Source organism: Paraburkholderia nemoris (assembly GCF_905221015.1).
GTDB lineage: Bacteria > Pseudomonadota > Gammaproteobacteria > Burkholderiales > Burkholderiaceae > Paraburkholderia > Paraburkholderia nemoris.
Genome location: NZ_CAJNBO010000011.1, coordinates 255,989 through 277,264, shown reverse-complemented (window position 1 = coordinate 277,264; position 21,276 = coordinate 255,989). Strand labels below are relative to the sequence as shown.

At 63.8% G+C, this 21,276-nt stretch carries 17 protein-coding genes; 10 read left to right on the top strand and 7 right to left on the bottom strand.

All coding sequences use genetic code 11. The annotated features are described in order from the left end of the window. Nucleotides 1-67 precede the first annotated feature (67 nt). Complete coding sequence (locus tag KHO33_RS19310) at nt 68-2,356, bottom strand: hybrid sensor histidine kinase/response regulator (RefSeq protein WP_054034192.1); 2,289 nt, start codon at nt 2,354-2,356, stop codon at nt 68-70. Nucleotides 2,357-3,034: 678 nt separating this feature from the next. Here KHO33_RS19310 and KHO33_RS19305 point away from each other — a divergent pair. From KHO33_RS19305 to KHO33_RS19275, 7 genes are all read left to right on the top strand, one after another. Continuing rightward, a complete protein-coding gene (locus KHO33_RS19305; RefSeq protein ID WP_120345191.1) occupies nt 3,035-3,403 on the top strand; it encodes a response regulator in 369 nt (122 codons plus the stop codon). Continuing rightward, nucleotides 3,396-4,019, top strand: coding sequence for a chemotaxis protein CheC (locus KHO33_RS19300; RefSeq protein WP_054034188.1), 624 nt, complete (start codon nt 3,396-3,398; stop codon nt 4,017-4,019). The genes KHO33_RS19305 and KHO33_RS19300 overlap by 8 nt, the downstream gene beginning before the upstream one ends. Beyond that, nucleotides 4,016-4,954, top strand: a complete 939-nt coding sequence (locus KHO33_RS19295) for a sensor domain-containing diguanylate cyclase (RefSeq protein WP_054034186.1) — start codon at nt 4,016-4,018, stop codon at nt 4,952-4,954. Before KHO33_RS19300 ends, KHO33_RS19295 begins: the two co-directional genes overlap by 4 nt. A gap of 206 nt (nt 4,955-5,160) precedes the next feature. Continuing rightward, a complete protein-coding gene (hpnD, locus tag KHO33_RS19290; protein ID WP_200561158.1) occupies nt 5,161-6,009 on the top strand; it encodes a presqualene diphosphate synthase HpnD in 849 nt (282 codons plus the stop codon). 4 nt (nt 6,010-6,013) lie between these two features. Beyond that, nucleotides 6,014-7,303: a hydroxysqualene dehydroxylase HpnE gene (gene hpnE / locus KHO33_RS19285; RefSeq protein WP_200561156.1), complete on the top strand. Its 1,290-nt coding sequence runs from the start codon at nt 6,014-6,016 to the stop codon at nt 7,301-7,303. Further along, the gene (shc, locus tag KHO33_RS19280; protein WP_200561154.1) at nt 7,300-9,348 is read left to right on the top strand and encodes a squalene--hopene cyclase; all 2,049 of its coding nucleotides are present in this window, start codon (nt 7,300-7,302) and stop codon (nt 9,346-9,348) included. Before hpnE ends, shc begins: the two co-directional genes overlap by 4 nt. A 3-nt stretch (nt 9,349-9,351) precedes the next feature. Further along, nucleotides 9,352-10,077, top strand: a complete 726-nt coding sequence (locus KHO33_RS19275) for a phosphorylase (protein ID WP_200561152.1) — start codon at nt 9,352-9,354, stop codon at nt 10,075-10,077. A 343-nt stretch (nt 10,078-10,420) separates the two neighbouring features. Here KHO33_RS19275 and KHO33_RS19270 read toward each other — a convergent pair whose 3' ends face one another. Next, entirely contained in the window at nt 10,421-11,419 is a 999-nt protein-coding gene (locus KHO33_RS19270) for an MlaA family lipoprotein (protein WP_200561150.1), read from the bottom strand. A gap of 2 nt (nt 11,420-11,421) precedes the next feature. After that, nucleotides 11,422-14,037 carry a hopanoid transporter HpnN gene (hpnN, locus tag KHO33_RS19265; protein ID WP_200561148.1) on the bottom strand — a complete coding sequence of 872 codons (2,616 nt, stop codon included), beginning with the start codon at nt 14,035-14,037 and terminating at the stop codon, nt 11,422-11,424. Nucleotides 14,038-14,250: 213 nt separating this feature from the next. Between hpnN and KHO33_RS19260 the strand changes: the two genes are divergently transcribed. After that, nucleotides 14,251-14,856, top strand: coding sequence for an MlaC/ttg2D family ABC transporter substrate-binding protein (locus tag KHO33_RS19260; protein ID WP_093634318.1), 606 nt, complete (start codon nt 14,251-14,253; stop codon nt 14,854-14,856). Nucleotides 14,857-14,966: 110 nt separating this feature from the next. On the opposite strand, the gene hpnH is transcribed toward KHO33_RS19260, so the two are convergent. Next, on the bottom strand, nt 14,967-16,127 hold the full coding sequence (hpnH, locus tag KHO33_RS19255) for an adenosyl-hopene transferase HpnH (protein ID WP_093634317.1): 1,161 nt from the start codon (nt 16,125-16,127) through the stop codon (nt 14,967-14,969). A gap of 10 nt (nt 16,128-16,137) precedes the next feature. Next, on the bottom strand, nt 16,138-17,082 hold the full coding sequence (gene ispH / locus KHO33_RS19250) for a 4-hydroxy-3-methylbut-2-enyl diphosphate reductase (RefSeq protein ID WP_054034174.1): 945 nt from the start codon (nt 17,080-17,082) through the stop codon (nt 16,138-16,140). A gap of 333 nt (nt 17,083-17,415) precedes the next feature. On the opposite strand from ispH, the gene hpnC reads away from it, so the two are divergent. Both hpnC and KHO33_RS19240 read left to right on the top strand, forming a co-directional pair. Further along, nucleotides 17,416-18,282: a squalene synthase HpnC gene (gene hpnC, locus KHO33_RS19245; protein ID WP_200561147.1), complete on the top strand. Its 867-nt coding sequence runs from the start codon at nt 17,416-17,418 to the stop codon at nt 18,280-18,282. Beyond that, the gene (locus tag KHO33_RS19240; RefSeq protein WP_200561145.1) at nt 18,282-19,454 is read left to right on the top strand and encodes a glycosyltransferase; all 1,173 of its coding nucleotides are present in this window, start codon (nt 18,282-18,284) and stop codon (nt 19,452-19,454) included. The genes hpnC and KHO33_RS19240 overlap by 1 nt, the downstream gene beginning before the upstream one ends. A gap of 77 nt (nt 19,455-19,531) precedes the next feature. On the opposite strand, the gene KHO33_RS19235 is transcribed toward KHO33_RS19240, so the two are convergent. Together KHO33_RS19235 and hpnA are read right to left on the bottom strand one after the other, a co-directional pair. Then, nucleotides 19,532-20,113: a hypothetical protein gene (locus KHO33_RS19235; RefSeq protein WP_200561143.1), complete on the bottom strand. Its 582-nt coding sequence runs from the start codon at nt 20,111-20,113 to the stop codon at nt 19,532-19,534. A gap of 132 nt (nt 20,114-20,245) precedes the next feature. Further along, nucleotides 20,246-21,256 carry a hopanoid-associated sugar epimerase gene (gene hpnA / locus KHO33_RS19230; RefSeq protein ID WP_200561141.1) on the bottom strand — a complete coding sequence of 337 codons (1,011 nt, stop codon included), beginning with the start codon at nt 21,254-21,256 and terminating at the stop codon, nt 20,246-20,248. Nucleotides 21,257-21,276: the final 20 nt, after the last annotated feature.

Below are 21,276 nucleotides of genomic sequence, written 5' to 3'. Positions count from 1 at the left end.
CCGCAGCATTCCGCTGCCGCGCTTTTACAACCGCCGGTAATTGACGGCGACGCTGAAAACGCCGGCGTTAGCCGGCCGGATGGGCTGCCGCAGCCGGATCGGCGCCCGTTTGCGTCAGCTCGCGCTGGATCGCTTGCAGGAGTTCTTCCAGCAACGCGATATCGAAGGGTTTGGACAGCACCCGCACGTTCACATGCCGCGCACGGTCGAGCTCTTCCGCATAGCCGGTGACCAGAATGACCGGCAGCCGGGTGTCGAAAGCCTGCACGGCTTCGGCCAGGTCGATGCCGTTCATCGTGCCGGGCATGTGGATGTCCGACAGCACCAGGTCGAACGGCAGCGGCTCGCCGGTGCGCGCCTGCCTCGCGTGGGCGTCGTCGAACAGGCAAAGCGCGGTATCGGCGTTGAATACACACGTGACCTGGTGGCCCATCATCTGCAACAGGGCCTCGGTGCCGGCGGCGACTTCGTCGTTGTCCTCGACCAGCAGGATGCGCAAGCCGTGCGGCGTGCCGCTTTCCGCGACGCCCGTTTCAGCCGGCAGTTCGGCCTCGGGAGCGGCTGTGGCGCGCGGCAGATAGAGGCGCACCGAGGTACCTGCTCCGATTGCGCTGTCGATCGCGGCAAGGCCGCCGGAGCGCTCGCAGAAGGCGAAAACCTGCGGCAACCCGAGACCGGTGCCCATGCCTTTCGGCTTCGTGGTGAAAAGCGGTTCGAAGGCGCGCGCGAGCACTTCAGGCGGCATGCCGCCACCGGTATCTTCAAGCGACAGTTGCACGAAATCGCCGGTCAGCGGAAAGCCGTCCTGGTGACGGAAGTTGATATTGGCGGCGCGAACCGTGAAGCGGCCGCCGTTGGGCATGGCGTCGCGCGCGTTCACCGCGATGTTGATCAGCGCCAGTTCGAGCTCGGCGACGTCGACACGCATGGGCCAGATATCGACGCCGATGTCCATCACCAGCGAAATCTTCGCGCCGAGCGATGCGCGCAGCAGTTCGCGGCAGGCCGGCAGCCAACGCTCGAGCGCCAGCGTCTCGTTGCGCAACGGCTGTTTGCGCGCGACGCCGAGCAATTGCCGGGTGAGCGACTGGCCGCCCTTGAGCGCGCGCTCCATCGCCGACAATTCGCGGTCGAGCCCCGGCGCGCCGCGCCGCCGGGCGATCTGCACGTTGGCCGAGACGATCATCAGCAGGTTGTTGAAATCGTGCGCCACACTGCCGACCAGGTTGCCGAGCGCCTCCATCTTGCGCGACTGGCGATACGCGGATTCGATCGAGCGGCGCATCGAGGCTTCGGCCTGCCAGCGCTCCCACGCCTCCTCTTCGGCGCCGAGGCGCCGCAGCGACAGCCAGATCACACACCACAGCACGATGGATGGCGTGAACATCGACAGAATCAGCACGCTCAGGTGCCGGTACCACGCGGCCCAGATCGCCGAGGTGCGATAGCCGCACAACGCGTAGACCGGATAGGCGCCGATGCGCCGGAACGCGAGGATTACGTTGTCGTCGTCGATGTCGGAGTGCATGCGTACGACGCCGGCTCGCCGCCCTTGCGACAGCGCTTCGGCCAGCGGCGAATGCGGCGCCGTTGCCAGCGGCTCGCGCGGGCGGCGCGGATAGTGCGCGAGGATCGCGCCGTCGGTGCGCACGAGGCTCATGATCATCGGCGTGCTGTCGCTGCCGCCGAGCAGTTCCCGGTAGAACGCATCGAAATAGCTGGGCCGCAGTGCGACCGAGACCACGCCGGCAAATGAGCCGTCGGCTGCGAGCCGCTCCACGCCCGTGTTGAATACCTGTTCGCCCACCACATGTCCCGTCATGACCTTCGAGACATGCTCGAGACCCTTGCCGTCGCGAATGCCGGTGAAATCGTCGCGGTCGGCAATCGACAGCACCGGCGCAGGATAGAAACGGCTGGTGGCGAGCAGATCCCCCTCACGACCGAAGATCGAGACGGCCGCCACCTGAGGATAGCCGCCGCCCATGGTGCGGAGCTTCTCGTGAATCTCGCCTTCCTGAGCGCGAATGCCGTTGTCGTCCAGACCTTCCGTCAGATCGACAATGCGCGAGTCGAGCGTCTCGTTCATGTCGAACACTTTCAGCGCGTGTTCTTCCGCCACGCGCACGGTGCGCAGCGTTACGTCGGTCGCGTCGGCCATGCGCGCGCGCAGATCGCTGAACGCCATCGCCGCGACGTACACGCAAGGCAGCACGATGGCGGCGATCAGCAGCGCAATCAGCGTGATGCGCCGGACGTGGAAATTCTGTTCCGGTACGGCTGGAAACCGCGCCTCGTCCTGGCGGCCAGCGGGTGGGCGGCTCGCTTCAGGCGGGTCGAACCGTTCTGATGTCATGGTCGGTAACGCTAAGGTCGTTCAGGACGAAAAGGCCGGGAGTCGGTGTCATACGAAAAGCATAGACATGTAGCAGCCGTACTGGTTACTGTGACAAATGGTCGGCCCCCGATTTGTCGGCCGTTTGAATCAGTGACAAATCGAGCAGCGCAAACGTACACAAAAGTATAAATGTAAAAGAAAGCCTTCGAAATCTACCGAAATGTTTTCAGAAATAGTACTTATAAGGAAAATCTCTTTAATCAAAGCGAAATTGGCGAGTTGCCTTTCCGCCAATTTGCTTCGAAAATCGATGCCATCACAAATAATGCGTCCGCCATGTTCGGATGCATCTGCCGCGAGGACCGCCAGGCAACGCGCACAACGCGTGACCGAAGGCGCTCGCGGAAACAGCCGCGCGGCAAGGGGACCAGCCCGATCCGTGGAGCCGCGCGGATTCATCTACGGGGTAGGCTCGAACATGCCGGTCATAGCCGTCGTCCACCGTGCTCGCACGCATCCATGCGCGCCCACGGCTTCCGTCACAAGCGCCTCGCTGCGCGCGCGCCCCGCTCGTTTGCAAGCTTCATTCTCGCAAGCTTCAGCCCGTTTGAGCGCCGGTCGACAGACCGCGCGCTAAAGAAATCACCTCTACCCGCCGTTAACGCGCAAGAGCTAATTCCGCTTACCGACCCGCCCATGTCTTTGCCCATTGTGATCGCCGACGATTCATTGCTTGCCCGCAAGGTGCTCACCAAGGCATTGCCGCCGGACTGGGATGTCGACGTGTCTTACGCGACGAACGGGCGCGAAGCGCTCGGCCTGTATCGCGAAGGCAAAGCGTCGGTGATGTTCCTCGACCTGACAATGCCGGACATGACCGGCTATCAGGTGCTGGAAGCATTGCAGCATGAGGATCTGAACACCTTCGTCATTGTCGTCTCCGCCGATGTCCAGCCGATGGCTCAGTCGCGCGTGCGCGCGCTCGGCGCCGCCGCATTCATCGCCAAGCCCGTGACGCCCGAGGCGGTACTACCCATCCTCAAGGAGTACGGGTTGTATGTCTGAGCCAGTCCTCACCGAAGACCGGCGCGACGCGCTGCAAGAGGTCGCCAATCTGGCGATGGGCCAGGCCGCGACGCGTCTCGCGAGCCTGCTCGATGCGTTCATCGAATTGTCGGTGCCGCGCGTGAAGGTGGTGGCGGTGAGCGAGGCGGCCGAGGCGCTGCGCGAGATGACCGGGATCGAGGACACGGTGAGCGCGGTGCGCCAGGGCTTTCGCTCCGACATCAAGGGCGAAGCGCTGGTGATCTGCCGCAGCGACAGCGTCGACCAGTTGTGTTCGCTCGTGAGCGACCCGTATTCGCGCTCGAGCTATGAGGCGGTGAGCCAGCAGGAACTCGTGTTCGACGTCGCCAACGTGCTGACGGGCGCGTGTGTCTCGTGCATTCTCGACCAGCTCGGCCGCACGCCGGTTTTCTCCGCGCCGGGCCTGCTTGGCGAAGCGATGACGCTTGACGAAGTGTTCCAGCCCGGCGTGCTGCAATGGGAAGTCGCGTTGCTGGTCGAAGTCAATTTCGCGCTCGAGGACCAGAGTTTCCGTGCGCACCTCGTGATGCTGATGGCCGAAGAGTCGATCCGCCATATGAACGAGGCGCTCGACGAGCTGTTGTCCAGCTTATGAATGTGTCCGCGGAGTCGTTGAGCGATCTGGTGGTCGAACGTGTCGGTTTCGGCATCTTTGTGCTCGATCGCAACATGACCGTGCTGATGTGGAATCGCTTCATGCAGGATCACAGCGGCTTGACGCCGGAGCAGGTGGTCGGCAAATCGCTCTTCACGCACTTTCCGGAATTGCCGCGTGTGTGGCTGTCGCGCAAGATCGAAAGCGTGTTTCAGCTCGGCAGTTTCGCGTTCAGTTCGTGGGAACAGCGCCCATACCTGTTCAAGTTCGATCACGACCGGCCGATTACCGGCGGCGTCGACTTTATGCAGCAGGACTGCACCTTCATGCCGCTCACGCGCGATCGCGAAGTGGTGGCCGTGTGCGTGACCATCTCCGACGTCACCCATGTCAGCATCGTGCAGCGCGAGCGTGAAGAGGCGGTCGCCAAGCTGCAGGAATACGCGGACCGCGACGGTCTGACGGGCATCGCCAACCGGCGTTACTTCGAAGCGCGCCTGCGCGACGAATTCACGCGCTGGCAGCGCTATGGCGGCGAGATGTCCGTGTTGCTGTTCGATCTCGATCACTTCAAGAAAATCAACGACCAGTTCGGCCACGGTGTCGGCGATACGGTGCTGCGCGTGATGGCGCAGCGGGTCGCCGAGGTGGTGCGGGCGCAGGATACCTTCGGGCGTTTCGGTGGCGAGGAATTTGCCTTGCTGTTGCCGTGTACGCCGCTCGAAGACGCCATGCGGGTCGCGGAGAAAATCCGCTGCACGATCGCCGACACGCCGGTCGACGTGCAGGGCACGAGCGTGCCGGTGACGGCGAGCGTTGGTGGCGCGGCGGCGCGCCTTGGCGTGCCGGCGTACGACGTGCTCATCAATGAAGCCGACGCGGCGCTGTATAGCGCCAAGCGGCAGGGGCGCAATCGCTCGGTGGCGTTTACCTGAGCGCTTCCCGCGGAGCGCCGCGTCCGTCTTCCGGCCCCTTATTCGCCCCTAAACTGCGGCATCTCACAAAGGTTGTTATACTTTTCGCCGTTTCCGGCATCCCTGCCGGGTGTTTCGCGCGTGTCCGCGCGCGCGGGGCGCATGCCTTGCAGTAACCACAAAATTTCTTGAACGCCTTTCAGCGGGCGCCTCCAGCGGAGATCGTCTTGGCTGTTTCCAATCTTGTCGTGGACGATACAGAAATCGACGCCGCTGCCGCTACGTCCGGCAGCTCGTTCTATCTCGCAATGCGCATCCTGCCGGCCGCGCAGCGTGACGCGATGTATCAGGTCTACGCTTTTTGCCGCGCTGTCGACGATATCGCCGACAGCGACATGCCGCGCGCCGAACGTGCCGCCGCGCTCGAGCGCTGGCGCGCCGACATCGACGCGTGCTACGCCGGCGCACCGCGCGCTTCTTTGCGCGCGCTGACGCGGCACATTCATACGTTTCACCTGCTACGCGAAGATTTTTACGCAATGATCGACGGCATGGCGATGGATGCCGCCGCCGACATCTGCGCGCCCGACGAAGTCACACTCGACCTGTACTGCGATCGCGTCGCGAGCGCGGCGGGCCGTCTATCGGTGAGGATATTCGGGATGCAGGAGGAGCCGGGCCGTTTGCTGGCGCACCATCTGGGCCGCGCGCTGCAACTGACCAACATCCTGCGCGATATCGACGAAGACGCCGGCATCAACCGCTGCTATCTCCCGCACGAATTGCTGGCGCGCGAGGGTATTGCCGTGACGAGCCCGACCCAGATCGCCGACGATCCGTCGCTGCCGCGCGTCTGCGCGACGCTTGCCGAGCGCGCCAAGGAGCATTTCGCCGCCTCCGACGCGATCATGGACCGCGAGCCGCGCAGCCATGTGCGCGCACCGCGCATCATGTCGGGCGTTTATCGCGTGCTGCTCGAACGCACGCTCGAGCGCGGTTTCGACATTCCGCGTACGAAGGTCAGCAAGCCGAAACTGCGCATGCTGTGGATCGTCGCGCGTTACGCGCTCTTCTGAGCTGATGCCGAAGCTCATCCATGTGATCGGCGCCGGCCTCGCCGGCCTGGCCGCAGCGGTGCAATTGCAGCGTCGCGGCGCACAAGTTGTGCTTCATGAAGCGGCGCCGCAAGCGGGTGGTCGTTGCCGGTCGTATTACGACCCCAAGCTTGGCGCCACCATCGACAGCGGCAATCACATGGTGTTGTCGGGCAATTACGCCACGCTCAACTACGTGCGCGCGATCGGCGCCGCCGACGAACTGGTCGGCCCGGCCCAGCCCGAGTTTCCGTTCATGGATATGGCGACGCGGGCGCGCTGGACCGTGCGCATGTCGCCGGGCCGCCTGCCGTGGTGGATCTTCGACCCGAACGCGCGCGTGCCGAACACCGGACCGAGCGACTATCTGGCGCTCGTGCCGCTGCTGTTCGCCAAACCCGGGCGCAGTGTCGCGCAAACCATGCGCTGCAATGGCCCGCTGTGGGATCGCCTGCTGCGGCCGCTGTTTCTCGCGATGCTCAATGTCGAGCCGCGTGAAGCGTCGGCCGAGCTCACGGCCGCGATGGTCAGGGAGACGCTGGTCGCCGGTGGTCTGGCGTGCCGGCCTCTGGTGGCGAAGAACGGTCTAGGCAGCGCCTTTGTCGACCCGGCGCTGCGTCTGTTGCAGCATGGCGGCGCGGCAATCCGGCTCGGGTCGCGCCTGACCGACGTCGTGTTTGCCGACACTGGCACCGGCGCCGGCGCCGGCCCCGGTCGTGTCTCCGCACTGAATTTCGCGGACGAAAGCATCGCGATCGAAGCCAACCAGGCCGTGGTGCTCGCGGTGCCGCCGGACATCGCGCAGACGCTCGTGCCCGGCTTGCGCTCGCCGACTCGCTTCACCGCGACCCTCAACGTGCATTTCGCTGTCGAGCCGCCGTTCGGCATGGCGCCGATCACGGGGTTGTTGAATGCGACGGCCGATTGGCTGTTTGCCTTCGAAGGCCGCATGTCGGTCACGGTCAACGCGGCTGAGCGTCTGCTCGACACACCGCATGACGCACTGGCGAAAACCATCTGGGCCGAAGTGGCTCAGGCTGCCAACGTGCCGGCCGAGCCGATGCCCGCCTGGCAGATCGTAGTGGAAAAACGCGCGACGTTTGCCGCCTTGCCGGATCAGGAAATGCTGCGCCCCGGCACACGTACTCGCTGGAACAATTTGATGCTCGCGGGCGACTGGACGGCCACCGGCCTGCCCGCGACGATTGAAGGGGCGATCCGCTCCGGCCAGAAGGCCGCGGACACGCTGCTGAATCAACCGATGGAACGCCGATGAACGACTTATCTCAAGCCCAGCCGCTGGACGCCGTCCTGCCTGAATTCGCCGATGCGGCGCTGAATGTGCCAAGCACGGTGTCGAGCGCTGCGCCTGATGCCGCGCCGCAAGCGTACGCGCCGTCGCTCGACGCCGCGATCACGCGCGCCACCGACGCGATCCTCGGCGCTCAGAAACCGGACGGCCACTGGGTCTACGAACTCGAAGCCGACGCGACGATTCCCGCCGAATACGTGCTGCTGGTCCACTATCTCGGCGAAACGCCGAACGTGGAACTGGAGCAGAAGATTGGCCGCTATTTGCGCCGCATCCAGCTGGCGGACGGCGGCTGGCCGCTCTTCACCGACGGCGCGCTCGACATCAGCGCCAGCGTCAAGGCGTACTTCGCACTGAAGATGATCGGCGACTCGCCGGACGCCGACCACATGGTCCGCGCGCGCGAAGCGATTCTGGCGAACGGCGGCGCGGAAACGGTGAATGTGTTCACGCGGATTCTGCTTGCGCTGTTCGGCGTGGTGTCGTGGCGTGCCGTGCCGATGATGCCCGTGGAAATCATGCTGTTGCCGCAGTGGTTCCCGTTCCATTTGTCGAAGGTGTCGTACTGGGCGCGTACCGTGATCGTGCCGCTGCTGGTGCTGAACGCGAAGCGGCCCGTGGCGCGCAATCCGCGCCGTGTGCGGATCGACGAGCTGTTCCGCGGCGCGCCGGTCAATACCGGTATGCGCGATCGTGCGCCGCATCAGCATCTCGGCTGGTTCCGGTTTTTCCGGGGCGTGGACGTGATGCTGCGCATGGTCGATGGCCTGTTCCCGAAGGCGACGCGCGAGCGTTCGGTGCGCGAGGCGGTGCGCTTCGTCGACGAACGGCTGAATGGCGAAGACGGCCTCGGCGCAATTTTCCCGGCGATGGCCAACTCGGTGATGATGTACGACGTGCTCGGCTATCCGGCCGATCACCCGAATCGCGCAATCGCCCGCCAGTCGATCGAAAAGCTGCTCGTCATCAAGGATGACGAAGCATATTGCCAGCCGTGTCTGTCGCCGGTGTGGGACACCTCGCTCGTGGCGCATGCGCTGCTTGAGACCGGCGAAGCGCATGCCGAACAGGCGGCTGAACGCGGGCTCGCCTGGCTGCGTCCGCTGCAGATTCTCGACGTGCGCGGCGACTGGATCTCGCGCCGCGCGAACGTGCGTCCTGGCGGCTGGGCGTTCCAGTACAACAACGCGCACTATCCGGACGTCGACGATACGGCGGTGGTAGCGATGGCGATGCAACGCTCGGCGGCGCTGACGCAATCAGATGTCGATCGCGAAGCCATTGCGCGGGCGCGCGAATGGGTAGTCGGCATGCAGAGCAGCGACGGCGGCTGGGGTGCGTTCGAACCGGAAAACACGCAGTACTACCTGAACAACATTCCGTTCTCCGATCACGGCGCCTTGCTCGATCCGCCGACCGCGGACGTGTCCGGCCGCTGCCTGTCGATGCTTGCGCAACTCGGCGAATTTCCGCAGGGCAGCGAGCCGGCGCAGCGCGCGTTCGACTACATGTTGAAGGAACAGGAATCGGACGGCAGCTGGTACGGTCGCTGGGGCCTGAACTATATCTACGGCACGTGGACCGCGCTGTGTTCGCTGAACGCCGCTGGCCTGCCGCACGACGATCCGCGCATGAAACGCGCTGCACTGTGGCTCCTGTCGATCCAGAACGAAGACGGCGGCTGGGGTGAGGGCGGCGAGAGCTACAAGCTCGACTATCACGGCTACGAGCGCGCGCCGAGCACGGCTTCGCAAACCGCATGGGCGCTGATGGGCCTGATGGCGGCGGGCGAGGTGAATCACGAGGCGGTGGCGCGTGGCGTCGAGTATCTGCAGCGCGAACAGCGCGAGCACGGCTTGTGGGACGAAACGCGCTTCACCGCGACCGGCTTCCCGCGCGTGTTCTATCTGCGTTACCACGGCTATCGCAAGTTCTTCCCGTTGTGGGCGCTGGCGCGTTTCCGTCATCTGAAACGCAACGGGCTGACGCGCGTCGCGGTCGGGATGTAACGGATGGCGTTTTCGACAACGCTGTCAGGCGACGCCGGCCGTAACACCTTGCCGGTGATCGTGGTGACGGGTATGGCGTTCGAAGCGCGCATCGCGCGCGGCAAGGGCGTCGAGGTGGTCTACGCGGCTCGCGCCGATCTGCTGGAACGGGCGTTGAGTGCGGCTGTTGCGCGTGGCTGCTCCGGGATCGTCAGCTTTGGTACGGCGGGTGGGTTGGCGCCCGATCTGGAGCCGGGCACGTTGATCGTCGGTGAGGCCGTCGATGGGCCGTTCGGGCGGCTCGAAACCGATCGCTCATGGGCTGACAGGTTTGCCGCCGCTCTGGCGACAGGGCCGCTCGCGGCGCGTCTGCGGCGTGGGGTGATGGCGGCTGTCACCGCGCCTTTGGTCAGCGCTGATGGCAAGCGGTTACTGCATCGTTCGACGGGTGCCTTGGCTGTTGATATGGAGTCGCATATTGCTGGGGCGACGGCTGCCGCGCATGGGGTGCCGTTTGCGGTTTGCCGGGCGGTTGTTGATCCGGCCTGGCGGACGTTGCCTGCTGCTGCGACTGCTGGCCTGCGGGATGATGGGACTACTGCGTTGGGGCCGATTTTGCGGGAGCTTTTGCGGCAGCCTTCGCAACTGGCGGCACTGATTCAGGTGGCCGTCGATGCGCGGGCGGCGCGGACCTCGCTGGTCCAGGCGCGCCATGCTATGGGAGAGGCGGGGGTTTTGGTTTTTCCTTGATCTGGCTTTGGTGCCTTTCCTTGTTTTGGTAGTGGTCTATTAGCGTTGCCCCTGTGCGGGGCGGCACTTACTTTCTTTGCCGCCGCAAAGAAAGTAAGCAAAGAAAGCGGCTAGAAGCCCCTGCTAAGCGGGTCCCGCAGCTCGCTCAGGGTAGTGGTGCGACTGGAATCTGTGTTCGTGCACCTGCATGCACTTGTGACAAGGGCGTCATACTTCCGGCGGCGCTCCGCGCGCCGAAGCGTTATTCATAAAACCGTCTGGTTTGGTCAGGCACACCATCCGCCCGCTCTTCAGGGCTGCCCCCGGCGCGCTTTGCGCGCCTCGGGGGCCTGACGCACATCCCTTATTGGACTGCTGGCGCTGCTTCCTGCGGTTTCTTGTCCGTCGGCGCCGTTTGTGGTGCCGGTGTCATTGCGCCCGACGCGGCAGCAGGCGCTGCCGCCGAGGCGGTCGGTGTCTCGCCTGGGTCGGTGTAGTTCGGTACGCCGGCCGGGGCGCCCGCGGCGCTTCCTGAGGCCGCGTTCGGGGCTTCCGGTGCGTCGCCCGGGTCAGCGTAGTTCGGTAAGCCCGCTGGGGCGCCTGCCGCTGCACCCGACGCGCCCTTGGCGGGGGCGGCGGCGCCGGAGTCGTCCTGGTCGTCGTAGGTCGGGAGCGGCGCGGCGTTGTCGCCGGTGCCGCGCAGGCGCGCCTTACGCTGCTGGGTGTAGGCATCGCGAACGAACGAATACTTGTCGAGCGCGGCCTGCTGCAGCAGGCTGGATGCGCCCAGCAAATCGGAACGCACACTCACGAACTGCAGCACGTACAGCGGATTGCGTACCGCCGGCTCAATGTAGTTCAACGGGTTGAACTTCACGTCCACGATCAACCCCATGCTGTCGCGTACCGTGCTCGGACCAAATAGCGGCAGGACGAGGTACGGGCCCGACGGAATGCCCCAGTGCCCCAGCGTCAGACCGAAGTCCTGGTGGTGCTTCGGCAAGCCGGCCGGCGTCGCCCAGTCAAGCAGGCCGCCAAGTCCAAAGGTCGAGTTGAATGCGAAACGCACAAGATCTTCCGTCGCGTCGGTGATCTTCAACTGCAGCAGGTTGTTGGCGGCGTTCGTCAGGTCGCCCAGATTCGAGAAGAAGTTGCTCACCGCCGTACGCAAGGGCTGCGGTGTCACCTTCTGGTAACCCTTGGCGACCGGCACGGCGACGAAGCGGTCCACACCGTCGTTGAAATTGAAAATCACGCGGTTTGCCGGCTCGAACGGATCGCCAGGCTTGCGGTCGGGGCCGGTCGCGCAGCCAGAGATCAGACCGGTGGCGGCCAGCGCCAGCACGGTGTTTCGCAGCTTCATACTTATATTCCTTTACGCTTCGCGCGACGTTGACGCGGCTTGCCCATCAGTACGGGTTGGAACACCACCGCGCCGATCAGGGTGCAAAACAACGAGAGTGCCAGCAAGCGTCCCATACTCGACGTCCCCGGATGATGCGACAGCCAGAGGCTCCCGAACGCCGTCGCCGTGGTCGCCGCGCTGAACAACACGGCATGCGTGAGGCTCGACTGCAAAAGGCCAGTCTGCCCGTTGCGCCACGCCATCACAAAGTAAATCTTGAATGCTACGCCGACGCCGAGCATCAGCGGCAGCGCAATGATATTCGCGAAGTTCAGCGGCATGCCGAACACCACACACAATTCCAATGTCACCAGCGCCGATACCAGCAGTGGAACCAGGGTGCGCAGCATATCGCTGACCCGGCGCAGCGCAATCCACAGCAGGACTGCAATCGACAGCAACGCGTAGCCCGCGGCCTGCAGGAACGCCTTGATGATCGTGTCCGCGGAATTCAGGATCGAAATCGGGCCGCCGATCGCGTCCGGCTCTGCTTTCTTCACCGTGTGAACGAAGCGGGCGAGCATGGCGTCGTCGTTTGGATCGTTACCGGGTTTGACCTTCGGCGCGATGTCGACCAGCGCGCGGCCGTCTTTCGAAACCCAACTCGTGGAAATCTCCTTGGGCAGGTTGTCGCGCGTAATCTCGGTCGGCTGCAGCAGATCCGCCAGTTGCTTCAGCGCGATGCGCAGCGGCTCGGACATTGCGGTTTCGGCGCGATCGCGCGTGGCGGCGTCGGCGTCGGCCAGCTTTTGCAGCGTCGTGGACAGGTGCTGGGCTTCGGCGGCGCCCGGTCCCGGGTGGTCGTCTGCGGCGAGCGAAAGCTGGTTCGAGGCGCGCTTCAACGCGGCGACGCGTACCGCGTCTGTGGCTTGAGGCGCGGGCTGCTGCTGCAGCGCGGGCAACAGCTGCTGCGCGGCACTTGCAACCAGCATCAGCTTTTGCTGCTGCTCGGTCGGAATGAAGGTGCTCAGCGTGGTCACACGACCCACTTCCGGCAGCGCGCGCAGATGCGCGGCCTTCTGGTCCGCGTCGGCAAGCGTCGGCGCGAGCACATGGACGTTGTTGACCGCGGCTTCCGGCGAATCCTTCAACGACAGCAGCGTGGCCATCGATTCCGTATGCGGGTCTTTCAGATGCAGCGGGTTGAAGTCGAAGCGCAAATGCGTCAGCAAAGGTGTCGCGCCAATCACGACGATGAGCGTGCCGATCAGCACCGGTTTGCGGTGATGATCGAGGAAATCGTCGACGGGGGCGAGTTGCTTGAAGCCGGGCGAAACGGCTTCAACCGGCGGTTTGAAGATTTTCAACAGCGCCGGTAGCAGCGTCATGTTGGTGAAGTACGCGACGAACATGCCGACGCCGGCGATCTCGCCCAATTCCGACACGCCGCGGTAAGCCGTCGGCAGGAACGAGAAGAAGCTCAACGCGACCGCCACAGCCGCAAGCGTCAGCGGCACGCCAATGCTGTGCGCGGTATGCATGAGGGCGGCGGAAAGACGGTTGTCGCGAGTCCGCTCCTCACGATATTTGACGCCGAACTGCACGCCGAAATCGACCCCGAGCCCGACGAACAGCACCATGAAGGCGACCGAAATCATGTTGAGCGCGCCCACCAGCAACAGGCCGAGCGCCGCGGTGATCGCGAGCCCGACGAACAGCGTGATGAACACGGCGACGATCATGCGGCCCGAACGCAGTGCCAGCCATAGAATCACCAGCACGACGATGAAGGTGCCGATACCGTTGAGCACGGCGCCGTCCTTGACCGATGCGAATTCTTCGTCCGCGAGCGGCTGTTCGCCTGTCAGACGGACCGTGGCGCCGTAGCGCGCATCGAGGTGCAGCGATGCGGCCGTGGCGCGGATCGCTTTCGATGCGGTGGCGCCCGGCTCCAGCGCGTCGTAGTCCACGACCGGCTGTACCGTGATGAAGGCGCGCGCCGGATCCGTGGCGGCACTCTTGTCGACCAGCGCGCGCCACGAGAACGCTGCCGGCTGGCCGGCCAGCACGCGATCGAGCGTGGCTGCGCTTTGCGACAGCAAATGACTCATATCGGCCAGCCTCACCTGACCCAGTTGCAGCGGCAGCAGCAGGCTCGTGGTGAGCGTGCCGGCAAGGCCGGTCAGGCTCGGATCGTGCGCAAGAGCATTGACGAGCGGGCGGGACTGAACGAGCTGCGAGGTGGTGGACAGCACCTCATTGGTCGACGGGAACAGCAGTCCATTGTGTTCGAAGAACGGCCCGCCAGCGGGCTGCGAGACGGCGACGAATTCCTTCGGATCGGCTTTGAGCGCGGCGGTCAGGGCATTGGCGGCGGCGTCGGCAAACTCCGGGGCACGGGCTTCGACCACCACCAGCACGGTTTGACCGCGATCCGGGAAGGCCGCGTCCATCGCATTTTCGAGCGCCGTCCATTGCTTGTCGGTCTCGACCAGCTTGCTGATATCGGTGTTGATTTTGAAATTATGGGCAACGTAGAAGCCGCTCAAAACGGCGAGCACGAGCGACAGAGCGATGATCCGTAACGGATGACGCACCGAATAGGCGACGAGACGGACGATAGATGACTTCAGCATGTAGGCGGAGGTGGCCTTATCACGAGTGGTGTTTTTGACGAAAGTGCACAAGTATACAGAGCCGGAGCGACTCGGCTCCACTTCGGTAGCAAGTACGACGCCCAGGCGGCGCGGCTGGGGGCGGGAACGCAATATCGGTATACTGGTCTATCCTGCTTTCGCTGCGGGCTTCTTAGCCTGCCGGCGCTTACTTCTTGGGGTTTTGGCGAGCGTATGAAACGTTATCTGTCTGCTTTTCTGGCTGCGGCCGTGGTGTCCACTGCGGCCTATGCGCAAAGCGCGCCTGATGCGGTGGTGAAGGGTGCCGTCGAAGGCACGGTAGCCGCGATGAAGGCCGATCCGCAGGCGCGCGGCGGCGATATGGCGAAGATCACCGAGCTGGTTCAAACGCGCTTCGTACCGGCTACCGATTTTCAGCGAACCACGCGGATCGCGGTAGGGAAGGCATGGAGTACGGCGACCCCCGAGCAGCAGAAGCAGCTCTATGACCAGTTTACGCTGCTGCTGGTGCGCACCTACGCCGCCTCGCTGTCGCAGTTGCGGGATCAGGATGTGAAGTTCAAGTTCTTGCCTGTCAACGTGCCGGCCGGCTCCAAGGACCTGGTGGTGCAGTCGCACGTGCTCAGCAATGGCGGCGACGATGCCATCGATTACCGGCTGACCAAGGGCGCTAACGGCTGGAAGATTTACGACATCAACATGATGGGCGCCTGGTTGATCCAGGTGTATCAGACGCAGTTCGCCGATCAGATTTCCAAGGGCGGCGTGGATGGGCTGATCAAGTTCCTGACTGCGCATAACGCACGAAGCGCGGGCTGACATATAGCAACGCAATAAAGAAAAAGCGCGGTGGCAATCAGGCCACCGCGCTTTTTTTCTATCTAACGTGTACGTCCTGGGGCGGACAAAACCGCCCCAGGCACAAGCGCTTAGTGTGCGGAAGCGGAAGCCGCCGTCTGCACCTTCTTACCCGTTCCAGCGCGCCCGATTTCCTCGAGCTTGATTTCGACGTGTCGCGAGAACACGTACTCAGCCGGACGCTGCTTATCCAAAGCAATATCTTTGGTGAAGGCACCCGAAGTCTTCGGGCCGCGCAGGCTGACCTTCAACGCCTTCAACGGGTGCGCCACCGTATCCATCACGGCAGTCGCTTCAAAGCCGCAGTGCACCATGCAATCCGCGCACTTCTCGTAGTTGCCCGTACCGTACTTTTCCCACTCCGTGGTTTCCATCAATTCCTTGAAGGTCTTCACGTAGCCTTCGCCGACCAGGTAGCACGGCTTCTGCCAGCCGAACACCGTACGCGCCGGGTTGCCCCAAGGCGTGCACTCGTACGTCTGATTGCCGGCCAGGAAGTCGAGGAACATGCCCGACTGGCTGAACGACCAGTTCTTGCCGTTGTTGCCGCGCTTGAAAATCTCGCGGAACAGTTGCTTGGTCTTGTCGCGGTTCAGGAAGTGCTGCTGATCCGGCGCGCGTTCATACGCATAACCCGGCGAGACGGTGATGCCGTCCACGCCCATCGGGCCGAGCGTGTCGAAGAACGCGGCGACGCGTTCCGGCACAGCGTCGTTGAACAACGTGCAGTTGATGTTCACGCGGAAACCGCGGCGCTTCGCTTCCTTGATGGCGGCGACAGCCTTGTCGTACACGCCTTCCTGCGACACCGAGTGATCGTGCGCCTGCTGATCGCCGTCCAGGTGAACCGACCAGACGAAGTACGGATTCGGCTCGTAGTCGTCCATCTTCTTTTCCATCAGCAACGCATTCGTGCACAGGTACACGAACTTCTTGCGTGCGATGATGCCCTTCACGATCTGCGGCATTTCCTTGTGCAGGAGCGGCTCGCCGCCTGCAATCGAAACGACCGGTGCGCCGCATTCGTCGACTGCGCCAAGGCATTCTTCGAGCGACAGACGCTGATTCAGGATGGGATCCGGATAATCGATCTTGCCGCAGCCATTACAGGCAAGATTGCAGCGGAACAGCGGCTCCAGCATCAAGGCGAGCGGGTAGCGTTTGTTGCCAGAGAGATGCTGACGCATGATGTATGCGCCAACCCGGACTTTCTGTAGCAGCGGAATAGACAAGGTGTCCTCCTTAAACTTCGCGTGCAGCGAGTGGTTGCATCAGTTTCGATGGCAACTTGAATTCGACTTTCTCTTCACGGCCCGCCATCGTCGTGACATCGACAGGCCCCAATGCGCGCAGCGCATCGATTACGTTCATTACCATCTCTTCCGGTGCTGAAGCACCAGCCGTGATGCCGACGGTCTGCACGTTCGCAAACCACTCCGGCTTCACTTCCGAACCGTCGGCGACGAGATAGCTCGCCACGCCGGTTTCGCTGCCGATCTCACGCAGCCGGTTCGAGTTCGAACTGTTGGTTGCGCCTACCACCAGCAGCACCTCGACCTCTTTACTCAGTTCGCGCACCGCCGCCTGACGGTTTTGCGTGGCGTAGCAGATGTCACGCGTGTCGGGACCGACGATGTCGGTGAAACGGCGCAGCAGGGCATCGATAATGCCACGTGTGTCGTCGACCGACAGCGTGGTCTGCGTGACGTACGCCAGCGGCGTATCGAGCGGCAGGTCCAGATGCGCGACTTCAGCCTCGCTCTGCACCAGCAGCACCTTGCCGGGAATCTGGCCGATCGTGCCTTCCACTTCCGGATGGCCCGCGTGGCCGATCAGGATCAGGGTACGACCCGCTGCCACATATTGGCGCCCTTGCACGTGAACCTTGGTCACGAGCGGGCAGGTCGCGTCGAGCACGTCGAGGCCGCGCTGTTCCGCGTCGCGCTCGACGGTTTGCGCGACACCGTGTGCGCTGAAAATCGCCACGGCGCCGTGCGGCACCTCATCGAGTTCTTCGACAAAGCGCGCGCCTTTCTGGCGCAGGTTATCCACCACGTGGCGATTGTGAACAATCTCGTGGCGAACATACACGGGCGCGCCGTGTTGCTGTAACGCGCGATCGACGATCTCGATTGCACGTACAACACCCGCACAAAAGCCGCGGGGCTGAGCAAGGATGACTCGCATAAATTGGCGAACTCCGACTGACGCGGGTTTCGAAGAAGTCGGTAATTATGACTTTATCGCCGCGATCATCTATTTAGTTGACGTCTTGAGCCCCGGCGACCAGCCGGTACAGCAAAACCAAACGCGCATTCTAACGCTATCAGGCCGGCTTTGCTTTGGCGTACCCGCCAGGGTGTTGGGGCCGGGCCGCACTGCGGGTTGCGGCCCGGAGCCGCCCGCGTGGCGCAGGTGGCAATGATTACACGCTGCACCGGTTTGGCGGAACCCTTAAACTACGTGGTCCTGCGGCACGTATCGGCTGCCGCATTACAAAAAGGTTTCGAGGCTCGCTGGATGGACGTCGATCAATACGAAAACTTTCCGGTCGCGAGCGTGCTGCTGCCAAAGGCGCTGCGCGCGCCTATCGGCATTATCTATCAGGTTGTCCGCACCGCCGGCGACATCGCCGATGAGGGCGACTGGAGCCCGGCCGAGCGGCATGCCCGCCTCGCCGACTTTCGCGCCGGCCTCGACGCGGTGGCGGAGGGGCGCGCGGCGCCCGTGCATCCGCTCCTGTTCGGCAAGCTCGCCGGCGTGATCGCGCAGTATAAACTGCCGCTCGCGCCGTTCTACGATCTGCTCCACGCCTGCGGTCAGGACATCGACACCCGTCGTTACGCGGACCGGTCCGCCTTGCTCGACTATTGCCGCCACTCGGCCAGCCCGATCGGGCAGTTGATGCTGCATCTGGTGGGCGCCGCCACGCCGGAGAATCTCGCCGACGCCGATGCGATCTGCACGGCTTCGCAACTAATCAGTTTCTGGCAGGACGTCACCGCCGACTGGGAAAAAGACCGTGTGTATCTGCCGCTCGCGGATATGCGGCGCTTCAACGTGACCGAGGCGCAGATCGCCAAAGGCGTCGTCGACGATGCGTGGACGAAGCTGATGGCCTACGAAATTTCGTTCGTGCGGACCACGCTGGTACGTGGCGCGCCGCTCGCGTTGCGGATTCCAGGGCGCCTGGGAATCGAACTGTGCGGCGCCATCCACGGCGGTTTGCGGATCCTCGAACGGATCGAAAAAGCCGGCTACGACGTGTTTCGCGAGCGGCCGGTACTCAACACATTTGACTGGTGCGTCGTCGCGGTACGCACTGTGGTGATGCGCCTGTCGCGGCGCGTCGGCGTACAAGCCGGTTCACTCGAGGGTAATGCTTAATGGCGGTGGTTCTGTTTCTTCTTTCGTGTCTTTCCCTGCTGATCTGGTGTGTGTTGCTGTTTGCACGCGGCGGTTTCTGGCGGGCGCGGCCCGCCGCGCCGCTCACGCTTGAGCCGCGCGAAACATGGCCGGCGGTCGCCGCCGTGGTGCCGGCACGCAATGAAGTCGATGTGATCGCGCAAGCGGTCACCACCTTGCTTGAGCAGGACTATCCGGGCGAATTTCACGTGATCGTGGTCGACGACCACAGCACCGACGGCACCGCCGATGCCGCCCGTGCCGCCGCGTTGCAACTGCAATGCCCCGATCGTCTGACCGTGCTGAGCGCGAAGCCGCTGCCGCCGGGCTGGTCCGGCAAGGTGTGGGCGCAGTCGCAAGGTATCGAGGCGGTGCGCACGCTCGGCCTGCCGGCCGATTTCCTGCTGCTCACCGATGCTGACATCGGCCATCCCGCCGACGCCGTCGCGCAACTCGTCGCCCGTGCGGATGCGGAAAAGCGCGACCTCGTCTCGCTGATGGTCCGTCTGCGCTGCGATTCGTTCTGGGAGAAGGCGCTGATTCCGGCCTTCGTGTTCTTCTTCGCCAAGCTGTACCCGTTTTCGTGGGTCAACAACCCGCGCAACCGCACGGCAGCGGCAGCGGGCGGCTGCATGCTGGTGCGGCGCAGCGCGCTCGAAGAGGCGGGCGGCATCGAGTCGATTCGCGCCGAGCTGATCGACGATTGCAGCCTTGCTGCGCGTATCAAGCACCGCGGCACGGGGCGTCATCCGATCCGTCTCGATGTGGCGGCGCGCAGCGTGTCGTTGCGTCCTTACGATAGCTGGCGTGAGATCTGGAACATGATCGCGCGCACGGCCTTTACGCAGCTGCATTACTCGCCGCTGCTGCTGGCCGGCACGCTGTTGGGCATGACCGTCATCTACCTGGTGCCGCCGGCGGCCGCGCTGGCGCTCGGTCCTCAGGGCTCGCCCGCCTGGCTCGCCTGGGCGGCCATGTGCTGCGCGTATGCGCCGATGCTTAGCTACTACCGTCGCTCGCCGCTGTGGGCCCCGTTTCTGCCGCTGGTGGCGTTGTTCTATGTCGGCGCGACGTTTGCGTCCGCCGTGCGCTACTGGCGCGGCAAAGGCGGTCAATGGAAGGCACGCGTGCAGGCGCCGGTGCAGGAGCGCTGAGATGCGCGTGCGCAGGGATTGATCAGACGAAAAAAACGGCGCTCTCGGGCGCCGTTTTTTTTATATCGACCTTTGTTTCAGCCCTTGGTGAGCATCATGTACATCTGGATCACCATGTCGGGCGAGAACGTGAACGGCACCCAGCCGTGACCGGTGTGGCGCATGACCAGCAGGCGGTCGCCATTCGACTGTTTCTGCACGGCCATGACGGGATTCTTCGTCGAGACGAAGCGCCAGCCCGGCGGAATGCCCGGCGGCGGTTCCGGCGTCATCGAGGCGCGCGCGTTCGACAACTCCTCGATCAGCTGCCCGATCTGCTCGGCACGCAGCGCGACCGTCTGGCCGCCGATCGTCATGGTGATTTCGTTTTGCGCGGGGCGGTTGATTTCGAGCGTGGGCTGCACCTGGGCGGCCGGCTCTTTGCCCGACTCCGCGGCATCTGCTGCGATTTCCGCCGTCGTTGCCTCAGACGCAACAGTTTGCGTTTTTGATTCCGATGAGGCGTGATTCGGCGCCGGCGTTTCCTGCGCTGCCACCTCTGCGCCGTTTGCAGTGTGTGCGGGTGTCTCGGGGATGTTTTCGGCCTGCGGGGCCACGACAGCCTGGATGAGCTGATCGACGCCCATTTCCAGCGCGCCGAGCTGTTCGTGAAGATTCATGCGAGCTTTCTCTGGTAAGACCCACGATTTTAACTGCTGCGCGTAGGCTTTTACCTGTCGCAAACACAGTGACGTTGTAACAAAGTGCGTGCAGGCCGCACCAGATCGGCGCGACCTGCGTCAGCACTTTTATCAAGCCTTCAAATACCCGGCTTGCCTGAACCATTCGATCGCATCGCTCAAGCCTTCGCGATAGGGCCGCGCGCGATAGCCGAGCTCGCGTTCCGCCTTCGCCGAGCTGAAGTACATCTTGTTCTTCGACATCTTCAGACCGTCGACGGTGAGGAACGGTTCACGTTTCGTGATCTTGGCGACGGCTTCCGCGCCCGCGGCGAGCGGATAAAGCGGCCAGCGCGGCAAACTCAGCGTCGGCGCCTTGCGGCCGGTTAGCGCGGCGATATCCGCGAGCATCTGCTGTAGCGGCAGATTTTCGCCGCCGAGAATGTAGCGCTCGCCGATCTTGCCGCGTTCGAGCGCGAGAAAATGACCGGCGGCCACGTCGTCCACGTGCACGAGGTTCAGCCCCGTGTCGACGAACGCGGGAATCTTGCCGAGCGCCGCTTCGACGATGATGCGCCCGGTCGGCGTCGGCTTGACGTCGCGCGGACCGATCGGCGTGGACGGATTGACGATCACGGCCGGCAGGCCGTCTTCGGCGATCATGCGCTCCACCGCGCGTTCGGCCAGCACCTTGCTGCGCTTGTACACGCCGATTGCCTGGTCGGCCTTGAGCGGCGAGGTTTCATCGGCGGACTGGCCGGAACTGGTGACTTTCAACGTGGCCACGCTGCTCGTGTAGACGATGCGTTCGACGCCTTCCTTCAGCGCCGCGCGCATGGTCGCCTCGGTGCCTTCGAGATTCGAGCGCTCGATTTCGCTCGGGTCCGGCGCCCACAGGCGATAGTCGGCGGCGACGTGCAGCAGATAGCGCACGCCGCGCAGCGCGTTGCGCATCGACGCTTCGTCGCGCATATCGCCCACGACGATTTCCGCATCCAGCGCCTCGACGTTTTTACGCGGACTGGTGGCGCGCACCAGCACGCGCACCTTGAAGCCCTTCTGTTGCGCGATGCGCGCCACCGACGAGCCGACGAAGCCGGATGCGCCGGTCACGAGCACGAGATCGCGATTCTGTTCGGTCATTCTGTTTGATTCCCTGCGTG

Coding starts and splice junctions, on each gene's coding strand:
- KHO33_RS19295 (WP_054034186.1), top strand. CDS start 4,016: ATGAATGTGTCCGCGGAGTCGTTGAGCGATCTGGTGGTCGAACGTGTC.
- ispH (WP_054034174.1), bottom strand. CDS start 17,082: ATGCGAGTCATCCTTGCTCAGCCCCGCGGCTTTTGTGCGGGTGTTGTA.
- shc (WP_200561154.1), top strand. CDS start 7,300: ATGAACGACTTATCTCAAGCCCAGCCGCTGGACGCCGTCCTGCCTGAA.
- KHO33_RS19275 (WP_200561152.1), top strand. CDS start 9,352: ATGGCGTTTTCGACAACGCTGTCAGGCGACGCCGGCCGTAACACCTTG.
- KHO33_RS19240 (WP_200561145.1), top strand. CDS start 18,282: ATGGCGGTGGTTCTGTTTCTTCTTTCGTGTCTTTCCCTGCTGATCTGG.
- KHO33_RS19235 (WP_200561143.1), bottom strand. CDS start 20,113: ATGAATCTTCACGAACAGCTCGGCGCGCTGGAAATGGGCGTCGATCAG.
- hpnA (WP_200561141.1), bottom strand. CDS start 21,256: ATGACCGAACAGAATCGCGATCTCGTGCTCGTGACCGGCGCATCCGGC.
- hpnN (WP_200561148.1), bottom strand. CDS start 14,037: ATGCTGAAGTCATCTATCGTCCGTCTCGTCGCCTATTCGGTGCGTCAT.
- KHO33_RS19310 (WP_054034192.1), bottom strand. CDS start 2,356: ATGACATCAGAACGGTTCGACCCGCCTGAAGCGAGCCGCCCACCCGCT.
- hpnE (WP_200561156.1), top strand. CDS start 6,014: ATGCCGAAGCTCATCCATGTGATCGGCGCCGGCCTCGCCGGCCTGGCC.
- KHO33_RS19270 (WP_200561150.1), bottom strand. CDS start 11,419: ATGAAGCTGCGAAACACCGTGCTGGCGCTGGCCGCCACCGGTCTGATC.
- KHO33_RS19300 (WP_054034188.1), top strand. CDS start 3,396: ATGTCTGAGCCAGTCCTCACCGAAGACCGGCGCGACGCGCTGCAAGAG.
- hpnC (WP_200561147.1), top strand. CDS start 17,416: ATGGACGTCGATCAATACGAAAACTTTCCGGTCGCGAGCGTGCTGCTG.
- KHO33_RS19260 (WP_093634318.1), top strand. CDS start 14,251: ATGAAACGTTATCTGTCTGCTTTTCTGGCTGCGGCCGTGGTGTCCACT.
- KHO33_RS19305 (WP_120345191.1), top strand. CDS start 3,035: ATGTCTTTGCCCATTGTGATCGCCGACGATTCATTGCTTGCCCGCAAG.